This is a genomic window from Blautia wexlerae, from assembly GCF_013300825.1.
GTDB classification, from domain to species: domain Bacteria; phylum Bacillota; class Clostridia; order Lachnospirales; family Lachnospiraceae; genus Blautia_A; species Blautia_A wexlerae_B.
The window spans coordinates 1-23,194 of the sequence record NZ_JAAIMY010000003.1 but is presented as its reverse complement, the minus strand read 5'-3'; the positions used below and the strand labels follow the sequence as shown (position 1 = coordinate 23,194).

Below are 23,194 nucleotides of genomic sequence, written 5' to 3'. Positions count from 1 at the left end.
CCTGTAAAAAAAGCCGCCGGTTTATGATATGATATCATTGTTCCGGCAGCTTCATGCTTATCTGCTTTTTATTATACTCTTAAATGCTTTCTTGTTGTAAAGAAACTTCCGATCAGTCCGATTCCGATTCCAAGTCCCAGACTTATTGGAAGTAATGTCTGGTAAATCTGCCATACCGGGATGAAATCCACCACACCTGTAAGCACATTAAACCTGGTCAGAATATAGGATATTGCCCCATTATAACAGAAATAAAGCACGATCAGCGGAACTGCTGCTCCGACCACCCCCAGAACCATGCCTTCCAGCAGGAATGGTGCTCTGACAAATGCGTCTGTAGCTCCTATGTATTTCATAATTCCAATCTCTTCTTTACGGACTGCAATTCCCACAGATACCGTATTGCTGATCAGGAATATGGAGATAATAAGCAGTAATACAATGATGGCAATGGAAATATAGGAAACCAACTTGTTGATATTTCCCAGTGTTTTTGCTGCTTCCTCAGACTGGTTGACTTTTCTTACATGTTTCAATTCCTGTATATAGGAAACAAGCTCTGACTGCTTCGTGATATCATTCATATACACACGATAGTTGGCTGAGTTTGCAAGAGGATTGTCGTCCTTAAATCCGTCTGCTGCCTCTGAGCCCTGGAAATACTGCTCTTTATATTCCTCCCATGCTTCATCAGCTGACTGATACTCTATTTTCTCTACTTCCGGACGTGCCTTGATCTTCTTTCCGATTGCTTTGATCTGTTTGTTTGTAGTTCCCTCTTCAAAGAATACTGTGATCGGGACTTCCTGCTCTACCTTATGTGCAATATTATTCACATTATTGACAATGGAGAAAAAGATTCCAAACAGAAAAATACAGGCAGCCATGGTGATAATGGAAGCCAGGGAAAACATCCAGTTTCTTTTGATATTTTTGACACCCTGTTTCAGAGTGTACCAGATTGTACTAGGCCTCATGATATTCTCCCTCTTTCTCGTCACTTATAATAGAGCCCTCATGCATGGTCACAACACGTTTGCGCATGGAATTTACAATATCCTTGTTATGTGTAACAACCACTACTGTGGTTCCTCTGTCGTTGATCTGTTCCAGAAGCTTCATGATTTCTTCGGAAGTCTTCGGATCCAGGTTTCCTGTAGGCTCGTCTGCCAGAAGGATATCCGGACGGTTGACCAGCGCCCTTGCCAATGCAACTCTCTGCTGTTCTCCACCGGAAAGTTCATCCGGGAAGGATTTGTATTTGACAGCAAGTCCAACTTCCTGAAGTACCTCCGGGACACGTTTACGGATTACTCTTGTGGGACGGTTGACTACTCTCTGGGCAAACGCTACATTCTCATATACATTTCTGTCTTTCAGAAGACGGAAGTCCTGAAATACTACGCCCAGCTTACGGCGGTATTTGGCTACTCTTCTGTGTTTCATTCCTTCCAGACGTTCACCGCTTACGATGATCTGGCCGGATGTGGAATCCAGCTCTTTCATAAGAAGTTTGATCAGGGTTGTTTTTCCTGAACCACTGTTTCCTACTACAAAGACGAATTCACCTTTATCTATATGTAGGTTCGCATGGTTCACTGCCGGAAGGCCGGGACCATAGGACTTGCTTACATCTATAAGATCTATCATAGATTTTTCCTCCAATGGGTTAATGAATTTGTAACATTATTGTAATGTATGTTTTTGGGGATTGCAAGAGATTTTTGAGGATTCATAGAATGTTCACAGTAACGCAGCCAACATTCATTTCAAATTGCCTGCGGCAATGGAATTTTAGCTTGCATGTCTCAGGATATTGCATACCTTATCAATTGCAATCTCGATTTCTAACTATACACTGCAAGGCTGGATTTGTAAAGGTCAAAAATGCCTGCGTCAGCAATTAAAGCTGTGGCAGGCATTGAAAATTTTCCTTCTATTATAATATATCAGTATTCCAGTGTTTCCATATATTTCATATAACGTACTACCATGAGTGCAATCTTGAATGTAATGGCATCTTCAAAAACACGGAGATCAAGACCTGTACTCTTCTGGAGTTTATCGAGGCGATAGACCAGAGTGTTTCTATGGATGTAAAGCTGTCTGGATGTCTCTGAAACATTGAGGCTGTTCTCGAAGAACTTATCAATTGTGACCAGAGTCTCTTCGTCAAAGTCATCCGGAGATTTGCCGCCGAAGATTTCTTTGATAAACATCTTACAGAGAGGGATCGGGAGCTGGTAGATCAGTCGTCCGATTCCCAGAGAGCTGTATGCGATCACTTCTTTATCTCCGAAGAAAATCTTACCTACATCAAGAGCCATGCGGGCTTCTTTATAGGAACGTGATACTTCTTTCAGTTCATTGACGATAGTACCGTATGCCATATGTGTCTTACCGTCATTTCCCATTCCAAGAGTATCAAGGATAGTATGTGCAAGCTGATCCATCTCAGGATAATTCTCACCATCTTCAAGTTCCTTGACTACGATAATACTCTTCTCATCTACTGCTGTGATAAAGTCTTTACTTTTACCGCCGAAAAGACTCTTCACGCTTTCCATGGAGCTGTGGTCTTTCTCCTGTGGCATTTCAAGGATCATGACTACGCGGCGGACATCTGCCTCAATGTGCAGTTTCTTCGCACGATTATAAATGTCAACAAGAAGCAGGTTGTCAAGAAGCAGGTTCTTGATAAAGCTGTCTTTGTCAAAGCGTTCTTTATACGCTACGATCAGATTCTGGATCTGAAAAGCAGCGAGCTTGCCAACCATATAAGTATCTTCATCGTCGCCATGGGCAACCAATATATATTCCAGCTGATAGTCATCACAGACTTTAAAATACTGGAACCCCTTTACAAGCTGGCTGTCGGCCTGTGATTCTACGAAAGCCTGTACATCCTGTGTTGCAATGGAAAAATCTGCAAAAGTACTTGCAAGCACTTTGCCTTCTGTGTCGAGTACACAAAATTCTGTTCTGGAAATTTCTTTTAACCCTTCAAGAGTATTCTGAAGCACCTGATTCGATATCATCTGATTTCAATCCCTTCTCATCCTATAGTGTTTATTTTCCGTTTTAACTATAAAACCTTATACCTGTATTGTATTTTAATATATATTTACCAAAAATGAAAGAGGAAAGAGAAAAAAATTTACAATTTTTTATATATTTTTTTGTGTTACTTTTTTTCAATAAAACCTTCTCCATGAACTTCCCTGGCATCTGTCACTATCACAAAGGCTTCCGGATCAATTTCATCTACTTTTTCTTTAAGCATTACGATCTCTTTTTTATTTACCACGCAGAAAAGCATCAGTTTATCCTGTCCTGAGTACATTCCTCTGGCACTGATGCCTGTTACACCTCTGTCCAGATCTTTCATGATCATATCTGCTATTTCTTTTGGCTTTGCTGTAATGATATAGGCAGCTTTTGAGAATTTCAGACCTTCAATCAAACCGTCAGATACTTTTGTCACCAGATATACCGCAATAATCGCATAGAGTGCCTTGTGGATGCCAAACACATACATACCCACCAGTACAACGCCTGCATCTATAACCTGCATGATCTGTGCGATTGAATAGTGCTGCAGATATTTCTGGATGATAGCTGCCATCATATCGGTTCCTCCGGTTGTTCCACCGCCCAGAAAGACAAGACCGATTCCCACACCCTGGATCACACCACCGTAAAGTGCGGCAAGAAGAAGATCATTGCCAGCAAGATTCCATACAGGTTCTATGGCAAGCCAGGTGGACAGAGCAATTTCTCCTATCAAAGCTTTTTTTACAAAGGAGAATCCATTAATCTTCCATCCGATCAAAAACAGTGGAATGTTCAAACCCATATTTGTTACCCAGAGAGGGATACCACCGTCAATGATTCCCTGACTCCCTGCTTTTATAATGATCGCGATACCTGAAAAGCCTCCGGTTACCATACCTGATGCATCAAATACGGAATTGATCGCCAGTGCCATTAATCCGGTTCCTGCTATGATCATCAGATATTCCAGAAGCTGTGATCTTTTTCCATTTACTAACTTCATTCATTCGCCTCCTTGTATTCTGTAAAAATAATATTTGTTTTATGCTTTCATGAATATCAGCCAGAGATACCGCTTTATCACTGTGCCGTAATTATTCTTCCATAAACTACAAGAACGGCAGCAATCCATGAAGGACTGCTCCCGCTCTTATTCTTACCTTATTTTTCAGGCTTATTGATAAAATTTACAAAATGATAACTCTCCATTATCTGGAAGTATTTAACGATCCTTGGATATAAAGGCTCTGCCTTCTCCCCAAATTCGTCTTTTACCAGTGCAGCAATATCTTCCACTGTCTTCCTGCCATCTATGAGTGGCCAGATAAATGTGCCATTGTCATCCAGATGTATCTTCGTATATCTGGGTTTTCCAAACAGCTTCTGGGCAATCGTGTTAAACGCGCCCTTATTCTCTATTTCCAGCACCATTCTCCCCCTGATATCAGTATGCCAGCGAAGCTGTGCACTGCGCTCAGGAATGAGATCCAGATAATTGATCTGTAATTCTTTTTTCTTTTTACTCATTTAAATATTATCATCTCCGCCTGATCAGGCTTTCTTCTTGTTCCAGATACTGAATTTCAGAAGGCTTAAGATCATAAGTAACATCAGGATCACGCCGCCTGCATTACCAAGGTTAATGCTTCCGGAGAGATCAAATACACTGCTTACGTTTACTACTGCAAGGATTGCAAGAAGGATACCTACAAGACCTTCACCTGCGATCATACCTGCACAGTAAAGTGTACCGTCTGTTGCCTGTTCTTCTTTTTTCTTATCATCAACATTCTTTCTTCCGTCAACGAACATACGAACAACACCACCGATCATGATAGCAGCGTTGAGGTAGATTGGAAGGTAAAGACCGATAGCAAATGGCATAACCGGAATTCTTAAGATTTCCAGACCAATTGCAAGGAATACACCGATAAATACCAGTGTCCATGGAAGCTTGCCGCCCATGATACCTTCTACGATCATCTTCATCAGAGTTGCCTGAGGAGCAGGTACTTCTGCACTTCCGTATCCCCATGCAGTATTCAGAAGATAAAGAACACCACCGATAGCAAGACCGGCAGCAACAACACCGATAAGCTCACCGATCTGCTGTTTCTTAGGAGTTGCACCAAGAAGATAACCTGTCTTTAAATCCTGTGAAGTATCACCTGCGATCGCTGCTACGATACAGATTACGGAACCGATCGCAATTGCAGCTTTCATTCCGTCGATACCTGTTTTGCCTGATGCTTTGATAACCATTGTTGCGATCAGAAGAGTAGCGATAGCCATACCTGATACAGGGTTGTTGGAGCTTCCTACAAGACCAACCATACGGGAAGATACAGTTGCAAAGAAGAAGCCGAAGATTACGATGATCAGCGCACCGATCGGGTTAACCGGGATAGCCGGAACAAGCCAAATGATCGCAACCATTGCCACAATACCGATCAGGATAACGTTCATTGGAAGATCCTGTGCAGTTCTTTCTGTACTTGTATTCTTGCCACCCTTCATGCTCTTCATGGAATCACGGAAGGTTGCAATGATCAGAGGCAAGGATTTGATCAGAGAAATAATACCACCTGTTGCGATAGCTCCTGCTCCGATATATTTTACATAAGTACTCCAGATTTTAGATGCTCCGCCTGCTGCATAAAGAGCAGAAATTGTTTCTGTTCCGGGATACATAACTGTATCAGCTCCGAACAGACAGATTACCGGAATCAGCACCATCCAGCCAATAAGAGAACCAACAAACATAAAGGATGCGATTCTTGGTCCTACGATATATCCAACACCAAGAAGTGCAGGATAGCATTCCATACCAATTTCACCTTTGAATCCTTTAAATGCTACTGCAACGTCTGCAGGGATTACCTTTAAACCGTCAACGACAAATTTAAAGATCGCTGCGATTCCCATACCTGAGAATACTGTCGCAGCGTTTGCACCACCCTCTTCACCTGCAAGAAGAACATCTGCGCAGGCAGTTCCTTCCGGATAAAGAAGTGTTGCATGCTCTTTTACGATCAGTGCGTTACGAAGTGGTACCATAAAAAGTACACCAAGAACACCACCGCAAAGTGCGATTAATGTGATTTCCACGATACCCGGCATTTCACAAAGTCCTTCTTCTGCCCAAAGGAACAGAGCTGGCATTGTGAAAATTGCACCGGCTGCCAGTGATTCACCGGCTGAACCGATTGTCTGGACCATGTTGCTCTCCAGAATGGAGTTCTTTTTCATGATCTTGCGAATTACGCCCATGGAAATAACTGCTGCCGGAATGGAAGCAGATACAGTCATACCAACACGCAGACCAAGATAAGCATTGGCTGCACCGAAGATGACTGCAAGGATAACACCCATGATGATGGATGTCACCGTAAATTCTGGTGTGATCTTGTCAGCCGGAATATACGGTTTGAACTCTTTGTTTTCGTTCATGATTTCCTCTCCCTTTTGTATTAATTTATAAACATAAAACATTATAGCGAAATTTATACAAAAAGGCAAGGTGAAAAAACTGGTTTTTTATGCACTTTACCATATTAACGTGCTAACTTGATAATCTCTTAACATATCAGCACGCTCAAACAGCATATTTTTGCCCTGTTTTATCAGTCTATTCATCTGAATCCAACTGTTTAATCAGGTATCTCCCGACAATTCTGGAAAAATTCGAAATATCCCGGATATATGCGAAATCTTTGCCAAATATCTTTTTTTCTGTGGAAAGGTCTTTTTCTTCCCCTGCAAAGACTCCCAGAACACTTACTCCAAGGTTTCGCAGGTGCCGCACTTCTGTAGCAGTATCATTGATCGCATATTTTCCCATATAAGGTTCCGGGTTCTTTGCGTGAGGTCTGTTTACGATGACATCATATGGTTTTCCATCACTTAATACAATGAGGATTTTTTTCTCCTCAGATCTCTGAAGCAGACCGTATCCTGCGGTTTTGATAGCAAGTCCATCCCTGTTATTGGAAGAAGTTACATAATTAAAAATATTTTCATTAGCTGACTGTGGATCATCGTACTCACGGAATCTGTGAAGGATCGTATAGTCCCAGAATGTGCAGAAGCTCATGACACGGTGAGGCAGGTTTACATTACTTAATGCTTCACTGATGATATAAGCCTGTAATGCCACATCTCCCTGCCTGGACATCTGGGAACCGCTGGCATCGATCAGCACATCTACTACGAAATCAGATGCATCAGATTTCAATTCTCTTTTAAACAGATTTGCCTCACTGCTTCTGCCCACACGCCAGAGTCTGGACGGAATGATCGTTCCTCTGTCTGACAGTACTTCCTGCGTCTCGCTTTTCAGCACCAGCGTCTTTCGCAAAAGATCTGTGAGGGATGCTATGTTCTGCTTTACGATTCTGTGTTTGTCATGGTAGAGCCAGATATTCTTATTCTTTAATCGCACTGCATATTCGTACTGATAGTTTCGTTTGACCGGATTCTTAAGAATTCCTTCTGTAAAATAAAGGCTGCAGTCTCTGTGAAGTTCCCTGCACATCAGATAATTCATTCGCTTCTCTTCTGCAGGAGTCAGATAAGTTTTTCCGAAATTCAACTCAACATAGGTGTATGCTTTCTCAAGTTCTTCCTCTGTGAGAATTGTAATTTTGTGTTTGGTCTGGCGCTGTTTTTCCATTTCTTCAGTGACAGCAGTGTCTTCCATATCCGTAATCTTATTTGTCATCTGTTCGATGTAACTCTCCAGAGCTTCCTCATAAAGTTCTTCTGTGAGAAAATCTTCCCAATCGTATTCTGTCAGTTCTTCCATGGTGACTGCCATAACCTGTTCCAGTGTTCCATGATCTTTCTCAAAATCCGGATCAATGATAGTGTTGTAAAGACTGTCAATAATACGGATCAGTTCTATAGTGTCTGTAGCTGTTCTGGCTTTGTAAACCATGTCGCGGATTTTCCGAAGACGCTCTTCTACATAATGGTTTCCATTCTGCAAACGGTCACGCAGGATGGCAATCTTCAGGCGACCGAGAATATCTCCGTATGCGGGCATCTGTTCAAACTCCTGATCCAGGATATCCTCGAATGCTTCCTTCTGCATCTCCCGGACCCCCGGACGCTCCTGACAGATTTTATCCCCGATTGCTTCTTCTACACATAGCTGTGCTACTGCAGTCAGTTCTCCCTCTCCTGCCTGGCAGAAAACTTTTTTTACCAGATATAAACCCAGCAGATTTCTGTCATAATATTTTGCCAGAGCGCCCTGCTTGATGCCGTCATACAGAGCAATTGCTTTTGAGCGCAGATACAGGGAAACGTCTACTTTCATATTTAACGTGTAATCCCCGCTGATAGTCCAGAGGAGATTGCGGATCCTGTTTTCCAGTTCCAGACGGTAATCGTCGATTTCTACGATTTTCTCATCTTTCATATACATCATCCCTTGTCCAGTCTGCCGGAATTCTGGTTTTCACAATATCCTCTACGATTTCTTTCTCGAAAATGTCAAAGGTCTTGTTCACCACTCCCATAGTAACTGCTTTTCTCGGAGAAAGTCCGGTTTCTACAATCTTCATGGCTGCAAGGAGACCTCGCAGATCCAGAGGTTTGGTGGAAATTTCACTGTTTGTGGCTTTGAGCTGAAGATCCAGGAATACTCCGATGAACTGTGTTCTGGCGTTTTCTTTTATATTCGGGAACATCCGGCGGAAAATAAATTCCAGGGATTCTTCAGTCTGAGCCGGCATGTCTATGACCAGAAATCTGGATACCAGCGCTTCATTGAGTTCTTTGGTTCCTGCATAACCGTAATTCATGGTTCCAATAAAACGGGCAGCCGGATGAAGATCAATTTTGTCATAGCCCGGGACATCGATGGAACGGCGATAATCCAAAGTTGCATGAAGAACGGAAACTGCATCGTTCTTTGCCATATTAATCTCGTCAAGGATTCCGAAACCACCGTATTCTGCACACTGATAGATAGTTCCTTTGCGAAGCTTAACTTCGTTGTCCACGAAAGTGTCTGTGCCGATCAGATCTCCACTGTTGGTATTTACATGAAAGGAAACATTATATGCGGGACGGTTGAAAATATATGCCAGGTTCTCTGCAAGGATATTTTTTCCTGTTGCCTTCGGACCAGTGAGTAATAGATTCTCCCCTTTGAGCAGTCCGGCAATGGCCATTTCCAGAATGTCTTTTCCGTAAAATGGAATGGATGGTTTCACAATCCTGCCTGCTGTTTCCGGTGCCACTTCATACCGGCTGCGGAATTCTTCTACTCTCTTTATCAGTTCAGGGGCTACCTGCTGCTCCTCCAGAAATTTCAGTTCTTCCATTTAGTTCTCCTTTATATAACTATTATAGTCCAGTTTGTGTTATAGAAAAAGGCCGCTTATCTTTTACAGATTCACGACCCTTTCATTATAGCATTCTTCTTTATATTTTTACAACATTATACTTCAAATACAAGATCTCCATAAGAAGGCATCGGCCACATTTCCTTATCTACGATCATTTCCAGTTCATCCACAGGCTCACGTAAAGCTTCCATTGCAGGAACCACCTTTTCTCTGCAGAATACGGCTCTGTCCCGTCCCTCTGCATATTCCGGGGTCTTCTCAACCAGTTTGCTCAGCTTACTCATGGCACTGTTTGCAGCCTTTAAGAGTTTTGATGCTTTCTTAAGCAGGTCAAGCTGTACACTTACATCGATCAGCCCTTCGCCTGCTGTCTTCACTGTATTGATGGATTCGCCAAGAACAGTGGTATATTTGATAACTGCCGGAATAATCTGCTTGGTTGCCATGTCGATCATGGTCTTTGCTTCAATATTGATTGCTTTAGAATAAATCTCATATTTAATCTCTGCACGTGATTCAAGCTCAGCTCTTGAGAATACATCAAAGGATTCAAAGAGTTTCACTGCCTTCTCTGTAGTAAGTGCAGGGATTGCATCTACCATGCTCGGAAGAATCGGAAGTCCGCGACGTTTAGCTTCTTTCTCCCATTCCGGCGCATAGCCGTTTCCGTTAAATACGATCTTCTGATGATCTGTGGCATATTCTTTGATCAGGTCATGTACCGCCAGTTCGAAATCAGGAGCTTTTTCCAGACGGTCACATGCTTCCTTAAATACTTCTGCTGTGATCGTGTTCAGGACTACGTTACATGCGGAAATAGAATCTCTTGAGCCTACCATACGGAATTCAAATTTATTTCCTGTGAAAGCAAAAGGTGAAGTACGGTTACGGTCTGTGGCATCCTTCATGAAATCAGGCAGAGTCTTAACACCTGTTTCCAGCTTACTTCCCTTTTTACTGTGAGTTGCTGTTCCTGTGCTGACCAGCTGTTCCAGAACATCCTCAAGCTGCTCTCCAAGGAATACGGAAATCACTGCCGGCGGTGCCTCATGACCGCCAAGTCTCTGGTCATTTCCCACATCTGCCGCAGATTCACGCAGAAGATCTCCATGTTCATCTACTGCTTTCAGGATACAGGTAAGGACCAGAAGGAACTGAATATTTTCATGAGGTGTTTTGCCCGGATCCAGAAGATTGATTCCGTCATCTGTGGTAAGAGACCAGTTGTTATGCTTACCGGAACCGTTCACACCTGCAAATGGTTTCTCATGAAGGACACAACGCATTCCATGGCGGCTGGCAACCTTTTTAAGAATACGCATCATCATCTGGTTCTGGTCTGCTGCGATATTGACCGGTGCATAGATCGGTGCAAGCTCATGCTGTGCAGGAGCAACCTCATTATGCTGTGTCTTTGCAGGAATTCCAAGCTTCCAGCATTCTTCATTTACCTCTTTCATGTATGCGGAAATTCTCTGACGGATACTTCCGAAGTAATGGTCATCCATTTCCTGTCCCTTCGGAGGCATAGCTCCAAAAAGAGTTCTGCCTGTATAGATCAGGTCTTTTCTCTGAAGCCATTTCTCTTTATCGATCAGGAAATATTCCTGCTCTGCTCCTACTGACGGAGTTACTTTCTTAGAAGTTGTATTTCCGAAAAGTCTCAGCAGACGGAGTGCCTGGGTGTTGATTGCTTCCATAGAACGAAGAAGTGGTGTCTTCTGGTCAAGTGCTTCTCCTGTATAGGAACAGAATGCAGTAGGAATACAGAGTGTTCCGCCTGCTGCATCATGACGCACAAAAGCCGGTGATGTACAGTCCCATGCTGTATATCCTCTCGCCTCAAAAGTTGCTCTTAATCCACCGGACGGGAAAGAAGATGCATCCGGTTCACCTTTGATCAGTTCTTTTCCGGAGAAAGACATCAGGACCTTGCCGTTATCCATCGGAGCTGTGATAAAAGCATCGTGTTTCTCTGCTGTCACACCTGTAAGGGGCTGGAACCAGTGGCTGTAATGTGTGGCACCTTTCTCGATGGCCCATTCTTTCATCTCGTGCGCTACTACATCCGCAATCTCCATAGACAGTTCTTTGCCCTCTTCTATGGTTTTTTTCAATTCTTTGTAGATCTTCTTCGGAAGTCGTGCCTGCATGACGGAATCATTAAACACGTCACATCCAAAAGTCTCTACTACATTGATATACTCACCCATTTTATTTCTCCTTTTTATTTATTAACGGGGAAATTCCAATTGATCTGGTTTCCTCATTTTTTGTACTTTTCAGATACAGATTCAGTGCTTCGTGGCAGTTTTCAATCTCTATCTGTGTATGACTGCCGCCGTATTCACCGTCCAGAGTCCATGGTACCGGTTCTTCTGAGGTAATGGTCACCCTGGCTGATTTAAAAGAATGAATCAGATCTGTATTGTCCTCTGCTGTCAGCATTGCAGTCATGATCTCCTGCAATTCCAGCGGATTCTTCGGTCTTGTGATCATGGTAACTTCAAAAAGTCCGTCATTCATATCCACGTTCTTGCCTGTAAGGTTCTTGAACCCTCCCACTGAACGGGAATTGGTGATCATTCCAAAGATAAAGTCATCCTCCACAGTTAATTCTTCGGATTCAATTCTCATATGGTATGATTTGATATCAAAAAGGCGTTTCACTCCCTCAAGAAGATAGGCTACATGGCCAAGGATATTCTTGAGATCCTGATCTGTCTGATAGGCTACATCTGTGAAAAGACCGAAAGCTGCTATATATGTAAAGCTCTGGTTATTGAATCTGCCGATGTCACAGTGATAAAGTTTCTCTTCCATGATCATGGAAGCGGCATCTGTCATGCTTTTCGGCATAAAGAGACTGTTTGCAAAGTCGTTGGTGCTTCCTGCCGGAATGTATCCGATGGGAATGGAACTCTTCTTTTCCATTACTCCGGTAACCACCTCATCAAGAGTCCCGTCTCCGCCGCTGCATACGATAAGATCTACTTTGGATTCGTATTCTTTGGCTTTCTCATAGGCATCTTTTGGTTTCTGTGTGGAATAGATAATGACTTCATAACCGCCTTTGTTAAAAATGTCCACGATATCAAGCAGATTTGCTTTGATCTTACCTTTGCCTGCTTTTGGGTTGAAAACAAAGAGCATTTTCTTATCCATTTTTATGCATTTCTCCTTCTTTTTCAGAGTTTGAACGCGTAGGTTTATGGGTACGCGGAATTCTATTTATATAATATAAAAAAAAAGAGGGGAAAAGTCAATGGGGTTCATGGGGCAAAAAAAGTTTGGGGACGGCAGGAAATATTTTTGTTTTCAGGTGCGGTTTCGCGGGCTAGGAACTCTAGGTGCTACGCCCACTGCAAATGCACCTGAAAACAAAAATATTTCCTGCCTGTTGATTGGCTGTGGAACTGCCGGGCTGTTACTGCTCACTTCGTTCACAGTAATGCGCCTTGCAACGCCAGGCTATGCAGATGAGATTTCCTCACAGAACATTTTACAGGATGGTAACGCATGAACCGGGACTGGTGAATAGTTGCAATTTTTCTAAATTTTTTATGGCAAGTTATATTTTGGCGTGATAGAATGAGAATTGTATTTATTATAGAAGGGACTTATTACAAAGAGAATTTATAAAATGAAATAGAAAGGATTTCTTATTCATATGATTAAATTGATTGCTTCAGATATAGATGGAACTTTGGTAAAGGATGGGACTCTGGCTATTGACAGGGAGTATATGGAGGTTATCGGAAGGCTGATTGATAAGGGGATTGTGTTTGTGGCATGCTCCGGGCGGCAGTACAGAAGTGAAAGAAAACTGTTTGCCCCTGTCGCAGACAGACTGCTTTATATCTCTGACGGAGGAACTGTTGTACGGACTCCGAAGGAGATTCTGAAAGTGGATACTCTGCCGGACGAAATCTGGAAAGGAATGTGTTCTATGGTAAGAGAGGATATGCCTTCCTGTGATTATTTTATTTCCACACCTGAACGCTGTTTCGCAGAAGACGGAGGCAGCCAGATGTTTCACTGGCTGAGAGATTCTTACGGATATGATATCCATGAAGTTCCGGAAATGTTAAAACTCGAGGGGCAACAGGTAAACAAATTTGCAGTCTACCACCCCAACGCCTGTGAGGAAATGTGCGCCCCTTTATTCACTCCCACCTGGAAAGACAAAACAGTTATGGCTGCTGCCGGTAAGGAATGGATGGATTGCAGTGCTCCTGGTTCCGGTAAGGGACCATCTATTGCTTTTCTTCAGGAATATCTTGGAATTGCTCCTGATGAGACATGTACTTTCGGAGATAATCTTAATGATATCGAAATGCTTAAAAATGCCGGACTCAGCTACGCGGTTTCAAACTCCCGTCCGGAAGTCCGGGCTGCCGCCAAAAATACCTGCCCGCCCTACTGGGAAAACGGAGTTCTGCAAATTCTGAGGTCTTTCTTATAAAAGATACGAATTACTCCAGTTCATACCAATACACAGCGCAGAAACATATTTCATTTCGTGTGCATTTGCAGGAGTCTTAGAACTTCTTAGCTGATAAAAATATGCGTTATAAGAAAAATGACCCACTGTCTGAGCCGCAGCATGCGGCGAGTTTGGGTCATTTTTCTTATGTTTTTAGCATATTTTTAGCAACTTAGAAGTTCTTAGGCTCCGAAACCGCACACGAAATGAAATATGTTTCTGCGCGTCCCCTTTTCAATATTTAAGCTTCCATTACCGCATCCTTCATAGCTTTTACATACTCTTTCACATACGGTACACAGTCCGCACCATGTTCTGCACACAACTTCACAATTGCAGATCCCACAATAGCCCCGTCCGACTGTGCTGCCATCTTCTTTGCCTGCTCCGGCGTAGAAATGCCAAATCCAACTGCACAAGGAATATCTTTCGCCTGTTTTACCAGCTTCACCATTGCCCCGATATCTGTAGTAATATTAGTTCTTGTTCCTGTAACACCAAGAGAAGAAACACAATACACAAACCCTTCCGCATCCTTTGCAATCTGTGCGATCCTCTCATGAGAAGTCGGCGCGATCAGAGAGATCAGATCAATACCGTGTTTCTTGCAAACACTGTCAAATTCCTCTTTTTCCTCATACGGCACATCCGGCAGAATCAGACCGTCCATTCCGATCTCTGCAGCTGTTTTAATAAACCGCTCCGTTCCGTAAGAAAATACCACGTTTGCATAAGTCATAAACACCATAGGAACAGAACTGTTCTTTCTGATCTTTACCACCATGTCAAATACCTTATCTGTAGTCACACCACCGGAAAGTGCTCTCACATTTGCTCTCTGGATCACCGGTCCCTCTGCTGTAGGATCAGAAAACGGAATCCCAAGCTCGATCAGGTCTGCACCAGCTTCCTCCATTGCATAGACAAGCTGCTCTGTCACTTCCAGAGACGGATCTCCACAGGTAATAAACGGGATAAATGCCTTTCCTTTTTCAAATGCTTCTGTAATTCTCTTATTCATGGATATCCTCCCCTCTGTAACGCGCGATTGCTGCGCAGTCCTTATCTCCACGTCCGGAAATTGTAATGACCACGATCTGGTCTTTTCTCATCTGCGGAACAATTTTCTTTGCGTAAGCTACTGCATGAGCACTCTCAATAGCAGGAATGATTCCCTCTGTTCTGGAGAGATATTCAAATGCTTCTACTGCTTCTTCGTCTGTGACAGGTACATATTCTGCACGTCCTGTATCATAGAGATGCGCATGTTCCGGTCCGATTCCCGGATAATCCAGACCTGCGGAAATGGAATATACAGGTGCGATCTGACCATATTCATCCTGGCAGAAATAAGATTTCATTCCATGGAAGATTCCCAGTTTGCCGGTTGCAATGGTAGCTGCTGTCTCTGCCGTATTTACGCCACGTCCTGCTGCCTCACATCCGATCAGACGGACATCTTTGTCATTGATAAAATTGTAGAATGTTCCGATTGCATTGGATCCGCCACCTACACATGCAAGAACTGCATCCGGAAGTCTGCCCTCTTTTTCAAGAATCTGCTCTTTGATTTCTTTGGAGATCACTGCCTGAAAATCGCGAACAATTGTAGGGAACGGATGAGGTCCCATTACAGAACCAAGTACATAATGTGTATCGGAAATACGGTTTGTCCACTCTCTCATTGTCTCGGAAACAGCATCCTTCAGTGTTGCAGTACCAGAAGTAACTGCATTGACCTTTGCACCCAGAAGACGCATTCTGTATACATTTAATGCCTGACGTTCTGTGTCTTCTTTTCCCATGAAGATTTCACATTCCATACCCATAAGAGCTGCTGCTGTTGCTGTTGCCACACCATGCTGACCTGCGCCTGTTTCTGCAATGACACGGGTCTTGCCCATTTTTTTTGCAAGAAGTACCTGACCAAGTACATTGTTGATTTTGTGAGCACCTGTATGGTTTAAGTCTTCTCTCTTTAAGTATACTTTTGCTCCACCCAGATCTTCTGTCATGTGGGATGCAAAGTAGAGACGGGATGGTCTTCCTGCATATTCGTTCAGAAGCTCTGTAAGCTCTGCGTTAAACTCCGGGTCATCTTTATAGTGGTTGTAGGCTTCTTCCAGTTCAATGACAGCATTCATCAGTGTTTCCGGAATGTACTGTCCTCCATGGATGCCGAATCTTCCTTTTGACATCTGTATATATCCTCCTTTTATGTATGTAATCCCTGGCCTGTCAGATGGTCGGTCAGAGTATTCTATGTTCTTTCTGAATTATTATCTTATATTATATGCACCAGTTGAACTGCCTTCAAAATCTTATCTCTGTCTTTCATTCCATCCGTCTCCACACTGCTGCTCAGATCTACTGCATAGGGATGAATAGTCCGGACGGCTGTTTCCAGATTATCTGCACCCAGTCCTCCTGCCAGGAAAAAGGGTCTGTCTATCTCCGGGATCAGTGACCAGTCAAAGGTCTGTCCGGTTCCACCGCCACCCTGATCAAGCAGTATATAATCTGCCGGACTTTTCAGGGCTTTTTCAATATCCTGAGCTGTTTTTACGGAAAAGGCCTTTATAACCTGATGACCTGTATTCTTTTGGATTCTCCGTATATATGCCTCATCTTCCTGTCCATGAAGCTGTGCAATATGGATAGTTCCGTCAAGAAGCAGTTCCTCCACACGCTCAGGTGCTACATTTACAAAAACACCTACAGGGATAATGTCCGGATTAAGTTTTGCAGTAAGTTCTCTCACCAATGCACCTGTAACATTTCTGCTGCTCTTCGGAAATTCTATGATAAATCCACAGTAATCAGGTTTTGCTTCATTTACATAGGTAATGTCTTCCGGGCGTTTCAGACCACAGATTTTGATTTTGGTTCTTTGCTGTTGTTCTCTGGTCATATTCTATCCTCTCAGATAATATTCGATCTTTCAGCGTAACGGGCTGCCATTCAGGCTTTCCAGCGCTGCTTTCTTGTCCGGGCTTCGCATCAGTGTTTCCCCGATCAGTACCGCATCCACTTTATTCTCATAAAGAAGCCGGATATCCTCCGGGGTGCGGATTCCGCTCTCGGAAACAAAAACTACATTGTCCGGTGCCATTTTTCTCAGGCAGATGCTGTTGTTCATATCTACCTGAAAGGTTCTCAGATCCCGGTTATTGACTCCCACGATCTCTGCCCCGAGATTTAAGGCCCTGTCCACTTCGTACCCATCGTGTGCTTCTACCAGTGCATCCAGTCCCAGCTCTTTTGCAAGCTGTCTGTATGCTCTTAATTCTCCGTCATCCAGGATAGCACAGATAAGTAATACTGCGGAAGCACCAAGGGATTTCGCCTGATAGATCATATATTCATCCACTGTAAAATCCTTGCGGAGTACAGGTATCTGTACAGTGGCTGCGATTTCTCTCAGATACTGGTCTGCTCCCTGGAAATAAAAAGGTTCTGTGAGACAGGAGATTGCACTTGCACCTGCCTGTTCATATTCCTTTGCAATTGCCAGATATGGAAAATCCGGTGCAATCAGTCCCTTTGAGGGGGAGGCTTTCTTTACCTCGCAGATATAGGACATACCATCTTTTTGTAATGCCTGGAGAAATGTGATTTTCTGCCCTGCATTTTTATTTACTTCCTGAATCCGGTTCTCCAGCTCCGAAACAGAAATACAGGACTTTTCTTTTGCAATTCTTTCTCTTGTTCTGGCTGCTATTTCTTCTAATATATTCTTCATAATCTCTATGATTTTTCTGTAACTGTTCTGTATATCCACAGTCAGCAGATTACCGGACAGTTACAGATTTCCTTTACATTAGTAATTGGGGGTTGCTTTTTATTTATTTGTCTCTTCTACAAATTCTCCCAGTTTTTTCAGTGCTGCACCGCTGTCGATGAGGGATTCTGCCAGCTTCACTCCTTCTTCTATGGAAGCGGCTTTTCCTGCGATATAGAGTGCTGCACCTGCATTTAAACATACCGCCTGACGCTTCGGACCTTTTTCCTCACCTTTCAGGATTGCTTTTGTGATCTCTGCGTTTTCTGCAGGTGTACCACCTGTCAGGGCACCCTTCTCACATCTCTCATATCCAAACTGTTCCGGTGTGATCTCATAGGAAGTAAATTTGCCATCCCTGATCTCACATACAGAAGTAGGTGCGCACATGGAAATCTCATCCAGACTGTCCTGTCCATAGACAACCATTCCTCTGTTAACGCCCAGATTTGCCATAACCTGTGCCAGTGGCTCCACCAGTGACTGATCGTAAACTCCCATCAGTTCCATGTTTGCACCTGCCGGATTACTTAACGGTCCAAGAATGTTAAATACAGTACGGATTCCTAGCTCTTTACGGATTGGTGCCACATATTTCATTGCAATGTGATAATTCTGCGCAAACAGGAAGCAGATGTTGATCTTTTTCAGGATCTCTGCACTGCGTTCCGGCGTCAGTGTAATCTTCACTCCCAGTGCTTCCAGAACATCTGCTGCACCGGATTTGGAGGATGCTGCCCTGTTTCCATGTTTTGCAACCGGAACACCGCCTGCTGCGATCACCAGAGAAGAAGTAGTGGAAATATTGAAGGAATTAGAACCGTCTCCGCCGGTACCCACGATTTCAAGCACATCCAGGTTGTGGAGAAGTTTGATACAGTGAGCTCTCATTCCTGCTGCGGAAGCTGTGATCTCATCAATTGTCTCTCCTTTTAAAGCTAATGCAGTAAGATAAGCAGACATCTGTACAGGTGTTGCCTGACCGCTCATAATCTCGTCCATTACAGCTTCTGCTTCCGCATAAGCTAAATCCTGTTTCTTTGATAATTTAATAATGGCTTCCTTAATCATTTCTCACTACCTCCATAAAGTTCTCTATCATCACTCTGCCGTCCGGTGTCATTACCGATTCAGGATGAAACTGTACTCCGAACACAGGATATTTTGTATGTTCCACTGCCATGACCTCTCCGTCCTCTGACTCTGCTGTCACCTTAAGTTCTGCAGGCAGGGTATCCTTTAACGCTGCCAGGGAATGATATCTGGCTGCTGCAAAGGTATCCGGCAGGTCCTTAAAAAGCCGGCTTTCTCCTGTTTTATACATCAGCTTTTTCTTTCCATGCATCAGCTCTTTTGCATAGGAAACTGTTCCTCCAAAGGCTTCGCAGATGGACTGATGTCCCAGGCACACACCCAGGATGGGGATTTTTCCTGCAAATTCTTTAATAACCGGGATACAGATACCTGCATCCTCCGGCCTTCCTGGACCAGGGGATAAAATGATGGCTTCCGGTTTCATCTCTGCGATTTCTTCCAGTGTACACTCATCGTTTCTCACTACTTTGATGTCCGGTTCCACTGTGCCGATGAGCTGATATAAGTTATAGGAAAAGCTGTCATAATTATCGATTAGTAATATCATTCTAATCCCTCCTGTGCCTGTTCAATTGCCTGTACCACTGCTCTTGCCTTGTTGCAGCATTCCTGGAATTCCTTTTCCGGTACACTGTCTGCCACGATTCCGGCACCTGAACGGATACAGATTTCTCCGTTTTTCTTGTAAACCAGGCGGATGGCAATACAGGTATCCAGGTTTCCTGCAAAATCCAGATATCCGATGGCTCCTCCGTAAATGCCTCGTTTGCTCTGTTCCAGTTCCTCGATGATCTGGCAGGCTCTGAATTTGGGTGCTCCGGAAAGGGTTCCTGCCGGAAGGATTGCGTCCACTGCATCCACAGCATCTTTATCATCCCGGATAATCCCTGTTACTGTAGAGCCCAGATGCATTACATGGGAAAAACGTTCTACGCAGAGATACTTTTCTACTTTTACAGTTCCGATCTTGCTGATCTTTCCAATATCGTTTCTTCCCAGGTCTACCAGCATATTGTGTTCTGCCAGCTCTTTCTCATCTTTCAGGAGTCCCTCTTCAAGTTCTTTATCCTCTTCTCTTGTCTTTCCTCTTGGTCTGGTTCCTGCCAGAGGGAAGGTACTTAAGGTGCCATTTTCCAGCTTCGCAAGGGTTTCCGGGGAAGCACCTGCCAGTTCAATGTCATCACTGGAGAAATAAAACATATAAGGAGAAGGATTAGATGCCCGAAGAACACGGTAAGTATCAAACAGGCTTCCTGTTGCTTTCGCACGCATGGGATTGGAAAGTACTACCTGGAAAATATCACCTTCTCTGATGTAATGTTTGGCTTTCTCCACCATCTCTGCATATTTTTCTTTCGGAAATTTCGGCTGTATTTCTGACTGAAGTCTCAGCGGTTCAAATTCCATATGCTCCCCGTTTCGGATCAGCTGCGCCATTTCCTTCAATTTCTTTACTGCTTTCTCGTAGGAGGCTTCCAGATCATCTGTCATCACACCTGTGATCAGAAGTACTTTCTGTCTGAAATGGTCAAATACGATCACCTGATCAAAAAGCATTAAATCCATGTCCCTGAAATCCTGCTGTTCCCTGTCCTCCAGTTTCAGCTTTGGTTCACTGTATTTGATATAATCGTAGGAGAAATATCCTACCAGACCGCCTGTAAAAGGAGGCATCTTTTCCATTACCGGAGTTTTATATTTCCGGATGATTTCTCTGAGAGTATCACCGGGATGTGTGACCTGCCTTACGGTTTCCTCTGTTTTTCCCTCAGCATCGGTTGTCCGGATCTTCAATGTTCCGTCTGTACAGGTAATCTCCATGGACGGTTCATACCCCAGAAAAGAATACCTGCCCCACACTTCTGTCTGGCTGGCACTTTCCAGCAGGTAACAATGGCGGCTGGCTTTTCGCAAAATGCGCATTACCTCTACCGGTGTATATCTGTCTGCATAAAGTTCTCTGCACAGAGGAATACGACGATATTCTTTTGTCTGTGCAAGCTGCCTGATGGTTTCTAATGTCGGATACATGGAAACACCTCCTGTGATTAATTCAGTTTCTGCCAGGAACATAAAAAAGCCCGTCCTTGACAGAATTATCGTTTCTGTCAAGGACGAGCGTATATACTTCACCCGCGGTGCCACCTTGATTTACGGTTTGAACCGTACTCTTTGCGAAATACCTTCATATTTCCGGCAACTGACGTATGCCTCACGTCACAGGATACTTAGTCTGCTCTGTAATCTTCAACCTTTCACTGTGCCCTCAGCGGCCCATTTGGCAGACTGCATTTCCACCCGGCTCTCACCTTCCCGGATTCTCTGTGCGCGCATGACTGCTTTGACTTCCGCTTCATCGGTTTAATCTGTTAAATTTACACTTAATTTACCACCGGAAACTATATTTGTCAACCCTGAATTTCTCAATAACAATTCAATAACATATTTTTATCATTATCAGGAAATTCATTACAGATATCTGCAGTCTGCTTTCACCACATATCTACACCAGATAATCATTTACTATAATCTGAATAAAAGCGCAAAACCAAATATTCCCGGTTTCACGCTTTTATTGTTTTACTTATTCACTTTCGAACACTCCCAGTGTGCCGCTATTTCTTCTGTGTCTCTTTTTTCTTCATGTCAAGAATCTCTTCTGCAATCTCAACTTCGGATTTCTCATCCGGTGGAAGCACGATATTCAGAATAATAGCAAACAGTGCTGCAGGTACGATTCCTGAACCGCCGAAGATCAGTGTGATTGCCTGCGGCATATGTGCAAGGACTGCTGAGTTTGCCCCAAGTCCATAGCCAAGACCAAGTGCAACGGAGACAATTGTTACGTTTCTCGGAGTTACCGGCCATTTTGTGATAAGCTGGATACCGCTGACAACAATAGATGAGAACATCATAACTGCCGCACCGCCCAATACACTCTGAGGCATGATGGAGATCAGTGCTGCAAGCTTCGGAAACAGCCCACATGCGATAAGGAAAATACCGCCTGTTGCAATTGAGAAACGGTTTACAACCTTGTTCATTGCAACCAGACCTACGTTCTGGCTGAAAGAAGTATTCGGAAGTACGCCAAATACTGCTGCCAGTGAAGATCCAAGGCCATCACACATAACGCCGCCGGAAAGCTCTTTGTCTGTAGCTTCTCTTCCAAGACCGCCCTCTGTGATACCGGAAATATCACCTACAGTCTCTACAGCTGTTACAATAAACATGATGCAGATCGGAACGATTGCCCTTGCATCAAATACCCATTTGACAGGCATGATCTTCGGCACTGCAAACCAGGATGCGCTTGCTACTTTATCCCAGTTAAGAACCCAGGATTTGGTAGCTTCTACTGTTGCACCTGCATCATCCACATAGGTAAATGTGGTAGGAAGAACTGCTGCCATAATACTTACCAGCACATATCCAACGATAATACCGATCAGAATTGATGCAAAGCTTGTAAATCCTTTTGTTCCATGTTTTAATACGACAATTACAACCAGAACTACAAAGCCTACAAACAAATTCTCCAGAGAACCGTAGTCCTTAGCGGAACTTCCGCCGCCAAAAGAACTGATACCAACAGCAATCAGTGAAAGACCGATTGATAATACAACGGTTCCTGTTACAACTGACGGAAAAAATTTTCTCAGTGGTTTCAGGAAGCTTCCCAGTACAGTTTCAAAAAGACCGCCGATAAAGGATGCCGCCATAATTGCACCATACGCAACCACTCCATTACCCATGACTCCTGCAACACTCTGGCATACGCCAATAAAACCGGAACTGGTTCCCATAACGATGGGGAGTTTACCACCCACAGGTCCTATGGTAAATACCTGAACCAATGTTACAATACCTGCGATCAGCATGGCATTCTGCAGAAGTGCTACCTGCAGTTCTCCGCCGGCTTCGATTCCACAGGCTGCTGTGATGATCAGAAGCGGTGTAAGATTACCTACGAACATAGCCAGCACATGCTGCAAACCAAGAGGAATCGCCAGCTTCAGTGGCGGCCTTCCATCAAGGTCGTAGGGTGTTACTGTGTTTTTCTCTTGTTTCTCCATTCCTTTCCCTCTCTTTCGTGAATGTTGATGTGATTCGGCAAAAGGTTTTACAATAGCGATTTTTCCTATAATCAAAAACAAGGCAGTTATCCTTTTTTGAATAACCACCCTGTTATCATTTCATACTACTGTCATTACAATGAACTTTTGCTTTCACCTTTTTGCATTATAAAGGATTTTGGGGATTATGGCAATAGTAAAAAGAAATTTTGTATATTTTTGTATGAATATGCCGGCAACATAAAAAAGCCCGTAAACCTTTCACTCGATTTACAGACTCATCTTTCGTGTAGTAGCGAGAGGGGGATTCGAACCCTCGACACCACGGGTATGAACCGTGTGCTCT

General features: G+C 43.6%; 20 protein-coding genes. 2 read left to right on the top strand and 18 right to left on the bottom strand.

The window, feature by feature from the left end:
- Positions 1 to 71 precede the first annotated feature (71 nt).
- The 10 genes from ftsX to G4417_RS02420 form a co-directional block, all read right to left on the bottom strand.
- Positions 72 to 977, bottom strand: a complete 906-nt coding sequence (ftsX, locus tag G4417_RS02465; protein WP_008707359.1) for a permease-like cell division protein FtsX — start codon at positions 975 to 977, stop codon at positions 72 to 74.
- Positions 967 to 1,650 carry a cell division ATP-binding protein FtsE gene (gene ftsE, locus G4417_RS02460; RefSeq protein ID WP_008707358.1) on the bottom strand — a complete coding sequence of 228 codons (684 nt, stop codon included), beginning with the start codon at positions 1,648 to 1,650 and terminating at the stop codon, positions 967 to 969. The genes ftsX and ftsE overlap by 11 nt, the downstream gene beginning before the upstream one ends.
- A 299-nt stretch (positions 1,651 to 1,949) precedes the next feature.
- Positions 1,950 to 3,038 (bottom strand): PucR family transcriptional regulator, encoded by a 1,089-nt coding sequence (locus G4417_RS02455; protein WP_008707357.1) that lies wholly within the window; start codon positions 3,036 to 3,038, stop codon positions 1,950 to 1,952.
- 146 nt (positions 3,039 to 3,184) lie between these two features.
- Positions 3,185 to 4,057, bottom strand: coding sequence for a YitT family protein (locus G4417_RS02450; protein WP_008707356.1), 873 nt, complete (start codon positions 4,055 to 4,057; stop codon positions 3,185 to 3,187).
- Between the two features lie 158 nt (positions 4,058 to 4,215).
- Complete coding sequence (locus tag G4417_RS02445) at positions 4,216 to 4,581, bottom strand: PqqD family protein (protein WP_008707355.1); 366 nt, start codon at positions 4,579 to 4,581, stop codon at positions 4,216 to 4,218.
- A 24-nt stretch (positions 4,582 to 4,605) separates the two neighbouring features.
- The gene (locus G4417_RS02440; RefSeq protein ID WP_173682522.1) at positions 4,606 to 6,504 is read right to left on the bottom strand and encodes an OPT family oligopeptide transporter; all 1,899 of its coding nucleotides are present in this window, start codon (positions 6,502 to 6,504) and stop codon (positions 4,606 to 4,608) included.
- Between the two features lie 178 nt (positions 6,505 to 6,682).
- Positions 6,683 to 8,476, bottom strand: a complete 1,794-nt coding sequence (locus G4417_RS02435) for a cobaltochelatase CobT-related protein (protein ID WP_070102139.1) — start codon at positions 8,474 to 8,476, stop codon at positions 6,683 to 6,685.
- Positions 8,466 to 9,386 (bottom strand): AAA family ATPase, encoded by a 921-nt coding sequence (locus G4417_RS02430; RefSeq protein WP_055150380.1) that lies wholly within the window; start codon positions 9,384 to 9,386, stop codon positions 8,466 to 8,468. Before G4417_RS02430 ends, G4417_RS02435 begins: the two co-directional genes overlap by 11 nt.
- Positions 9,387 to 9,502: 116 nt before the next feature.
- Positions 9,503 to 11,623 carry a glutamine synthetase III gene (locus G4417_RS02425; RefSeq protein WP_055052544.1) on the bottom strand — a complete coding sequence of 707 codons (2,121 nt, stop codon included), beginning with the start codon at positions 11,621 to 11,623 and terminating at the stop codon, positions 9,503 to 9,505.
- A 1-nt stretch (position 11,624) separates the two neighbouring features.
- Positions 11,625 to 12,575, bottom strand: coding sequence for a diacylglycerol/lipid kinase family protein (locus G4417_RS02420; protein ID WP_055150387.1), 951 nt, complete (start codon positions 12,573 to 12,575; stop codon positions 11,625 to 11,627).
- A 109-nt stretch (positions 12,576 to 12,684) separates the two neighbouring features.
- Here G4417_RS02420 and G4417_RS02415 point away from each other — a divergent pair, with 109 nt between their 5' ends.
- Together G4417_RS02415 and G4417_RS02410 are read left to right on the top strand one after the other, a co-directional pair.
- A complete protein-coding gene (locus tag G4417_RS02415; RefSeq protein WP_173717659.1) occupies positions 12,685 to 12,933 on the top strand; it encodes a hypothetical protein in 249 nt (82 codons plus the stop codon).
- Between the two features lie 147 nt (positions 12,934 to 13,080).
- Positions 13,081 to 13,875 (top strand): Cof-type HAD-IIB family hydrolase, encoded by a 795-nt coding sequence (locus tag G4417_RS02410; protein ID WP_173682521.1) that lies wholly within the window; start codon positions 13,081 to 13,083, stop codon positions 13,873 to 13,875.
- A gap of 262 nt (positions 13,876 to 14,137) precedes the next feature.
- Here G4417_RS02410 and trpA read toward each other — a convergent pair whose 3' ends face one another.
- The 8 genes from trpA to G4417_RS02370 all read right to left on the bottom strand — a co-directional run bounded on the left by trpA (position 14,138) and on the right by G4417_RS02370 (position 22,848).
- Positions 14,138 to 14,917 carry a tryptophan synthase subunit alpha gene (trpA, locus tag G4417_RS02405; protein WP_173682520.1) on the bottom strand — a complete coding sequence of 260 codons (780 nt, stop codon included), beginning with the start codon at positions 14,915 to 14,917 and terminating at the stop codon, positions 14,138 to 14,140.
- The gene (gene trpB, locus G4417_RS02400; protein ID WP_055058796.1) at positions 14,910 to 16,094 is read right to left on the bottom strand and encodes a tryptophan synthase subunit beta; all 1,185 of its coding nucleotides are present in this window, start codon (positions 16,092 to 16,094) and stop codon (positions 14,910 to 14,912) included. The genes trpA and trpB overlap by 8 nt, the downstream gene beginning before the upstream one ends.
- Positions 16,095 to 16,180: 86 nt before the next feature.
- Complete coding sequence (locus tag G4417_RS02395) at positions 16,181 to 16,807, bottom strand: phosphoribosylanthranilate isomerase (RefSeq protein ID WP_173682519.1); 627 nt, start codon at positions 16,805 to 16,807, stop codon at positions 16,181 to 16,183.
- 30 nt (positions 16,808 to 16,837) lie between these two features.
- On the bottom strand, positions 16,838 to 17,638 hold the full coding sequence (gene trpC, locus G4417_RS02390) for an indole-3-glycerol phosphate synthase TrpC (RefSeq protein WP_173682518.1): 801 nt from the start codon (positions 17,636 to 17,638) through the stop codon (positions 16,838 to 16,840).
- A gap of 99 nt (positions 17,639 to 17,737) precedes the next feature.
- Entirely contained in the window at positions 17,738 to 18,748 is a 1,011-nt protein-coding gene (gene trpD / locus G4417_RS02385; protein ID WP_055150405.1) for an anthranilate phosphoribosyltransferase, read from the bottom strand.
- Positions 18,741 to 19,319, bottom strand: a complete 579-nt coding sequence (locus tag G4417_RS02380) for an anthranilate synthase component II (RefSeq protein ID WP_173682517.1) — start codon at positions 19,317 to 19,319, stop codon at positions 18,741 to 18,743. Before G4417_RS02380 ends, trpD begins: the two co-directional genes overlap by 8 nt.
- Entirely contained in the window at positions 19,316 to 20,803 is a 1,488-nt protein-coding gene (gene trpE, locus G4417_RS02375; protein ID WP_173682516.1) for an anthranilate synthase component I, read from the bottom strand. Before trpE ends, G4417_RS02380 begins: the two co-directional genes overlap by 4 nt.
- A gap of 584 nt (positions 20,804 to 21,387) precedes the next feature.
- Entirely contained in the window at positions 21,388 to 22,848 is a 1,461-nt protein-coding gene (locus tag G4417_RS02370) for a uracil-xanthine permease family protein (protein ID WP_118566237.1), read from the bottom strand.
- Positions 22,849 to 23,194: the final 346 nt, after the last annotated feature.

Coding starts and splice junctions, on each gene's coding strand:
- ftsX (WP_008707359.1), bottom strand. CDS start 977: ATGAGGCCTAGTACAATCTGGTACACTCTGAAACAGGGTGTCAAAAAT.
- ftsE (WP_008707358.1), bottom strand. CDS start 1,650: ATGATAGATCTTATAGATGTAAGCAAGTCCTATGGTCCCGGCCTTCCG.
- G4417_RS02455 (WP_008707357.1), bottom strand. CDS start 3,038: ATGATATCGAATCAGGTGCTTCAGAATACTCTTGAAGGGTTAAAAGAA.
- G4417_RS02450 (WP_008707356.1), bottom strand. CDS start 4,057: ATGAAGTTAGTAAATGGAAAAAGATCACAGCTTCTGGAATATCTGATG.
- G4417_RS02445 (WP_008707355.1), bottom strand. CDS start 4,581: ATGAGTAAAAAGAAAAAAGAATTACAGATCAATTATCTGGATCTCATT.
- G4417_RS02440 (WP_173682522.1), bottom strand. CDS start 6,504: ATGAACGAAAACAAAGAGTTCAAACCGTATATTCCGGCTGACAAGATC.
- G4417_RS02435 (WP_070102139.1), bottom strand. CDS start 8,476: ATGAAAGATGAGAAAATCGTAGAAATCGACGATTACCGTCTGGAACTG.
- G4417_RS02430 (WP_055150380.1), bottom strand. CDS start 9,386: ATGGAAGAACTGAAATTTCTGGAGGAGCAGCAGGTAGCCCCTGAACTG.
- G4417_RS02425 (WP_055052544.1), bottom strand. CDS start 11,623: ATGGGTGAGTATATCAATGTAGTAGAGACTTTTGGATGTGACGTGTTT.
- G4417_RS02420 (WP_055150387.1), bottom strand. CDS start 12,575: ATGGATAAGAAAATGCTCTTTGTTTTCAACCCAAAAGCAGGCAAAGGT.
- G4417_RS02415 (WP_173717659.1), top strand. CDS start 12,685: ATGGGGCAAAAAAAGTTTGGGGACGGCAGGAAATATTTTTGTTTTCAG.
- G4417_RS02410 (WP_173682521.1), top strand. CDS start 13,081: ATGATTAAATTGATTGCTTCAGATATAGATGGAACTTTGGTAAAGGAT.
- trpA (WP_173682520.1), bottom strand. CDS start 14,917: ATGAATAAGAGAATTACAGAAGCATTTGAAAAAGGAAAGGCATTTATC.
- trpB (WP_055058796.1), bottom strand. CDS start 16,094: ATGTCAAAAGGAAGATTCGGCATCCATGGAGGACAGTACATTCCGGAA.
- G4417_RS02395 (WP_173682519.1), bottom strand. CDS start 16,807: ATGACCAGAGAACAACAGCAAAGAACCAAAATCAAAATCTGTGGTCTG.
- trpC (WP_173682518.1), bottom strand. CDS start 17,638: ATGAAGAATATATTAGAAGAAATAGCAGCCAGAACAAGAGAAAGAATT.
- trpD (WP_055150405.1), bottom strand. CDS start 18,748: ATGATTAAGGAAGCCATTATTAAATTATCAAAGAAACAGGATTTAGCT.
- G4417_RS02380 (WP_173682517.1), bottom strand. CDS start 19,319: ATGATATTACTAATCGATAATTATGACAGCTTTTCCTATAACTTATAT.
- trpE (WP_173682516.1), bottom strand. CDS start 20,803: ATGTATCCGACATTAGAAACCATCAGGCAGCTTGCACAGACAAAAGAA.
- G4417_RS02370 (WP_118566237.1), bottom strand. CDS start 22,848: ATGGAGAAACAAGAGAAAAACACAGTAACACCCTACGACCTTGATGGA.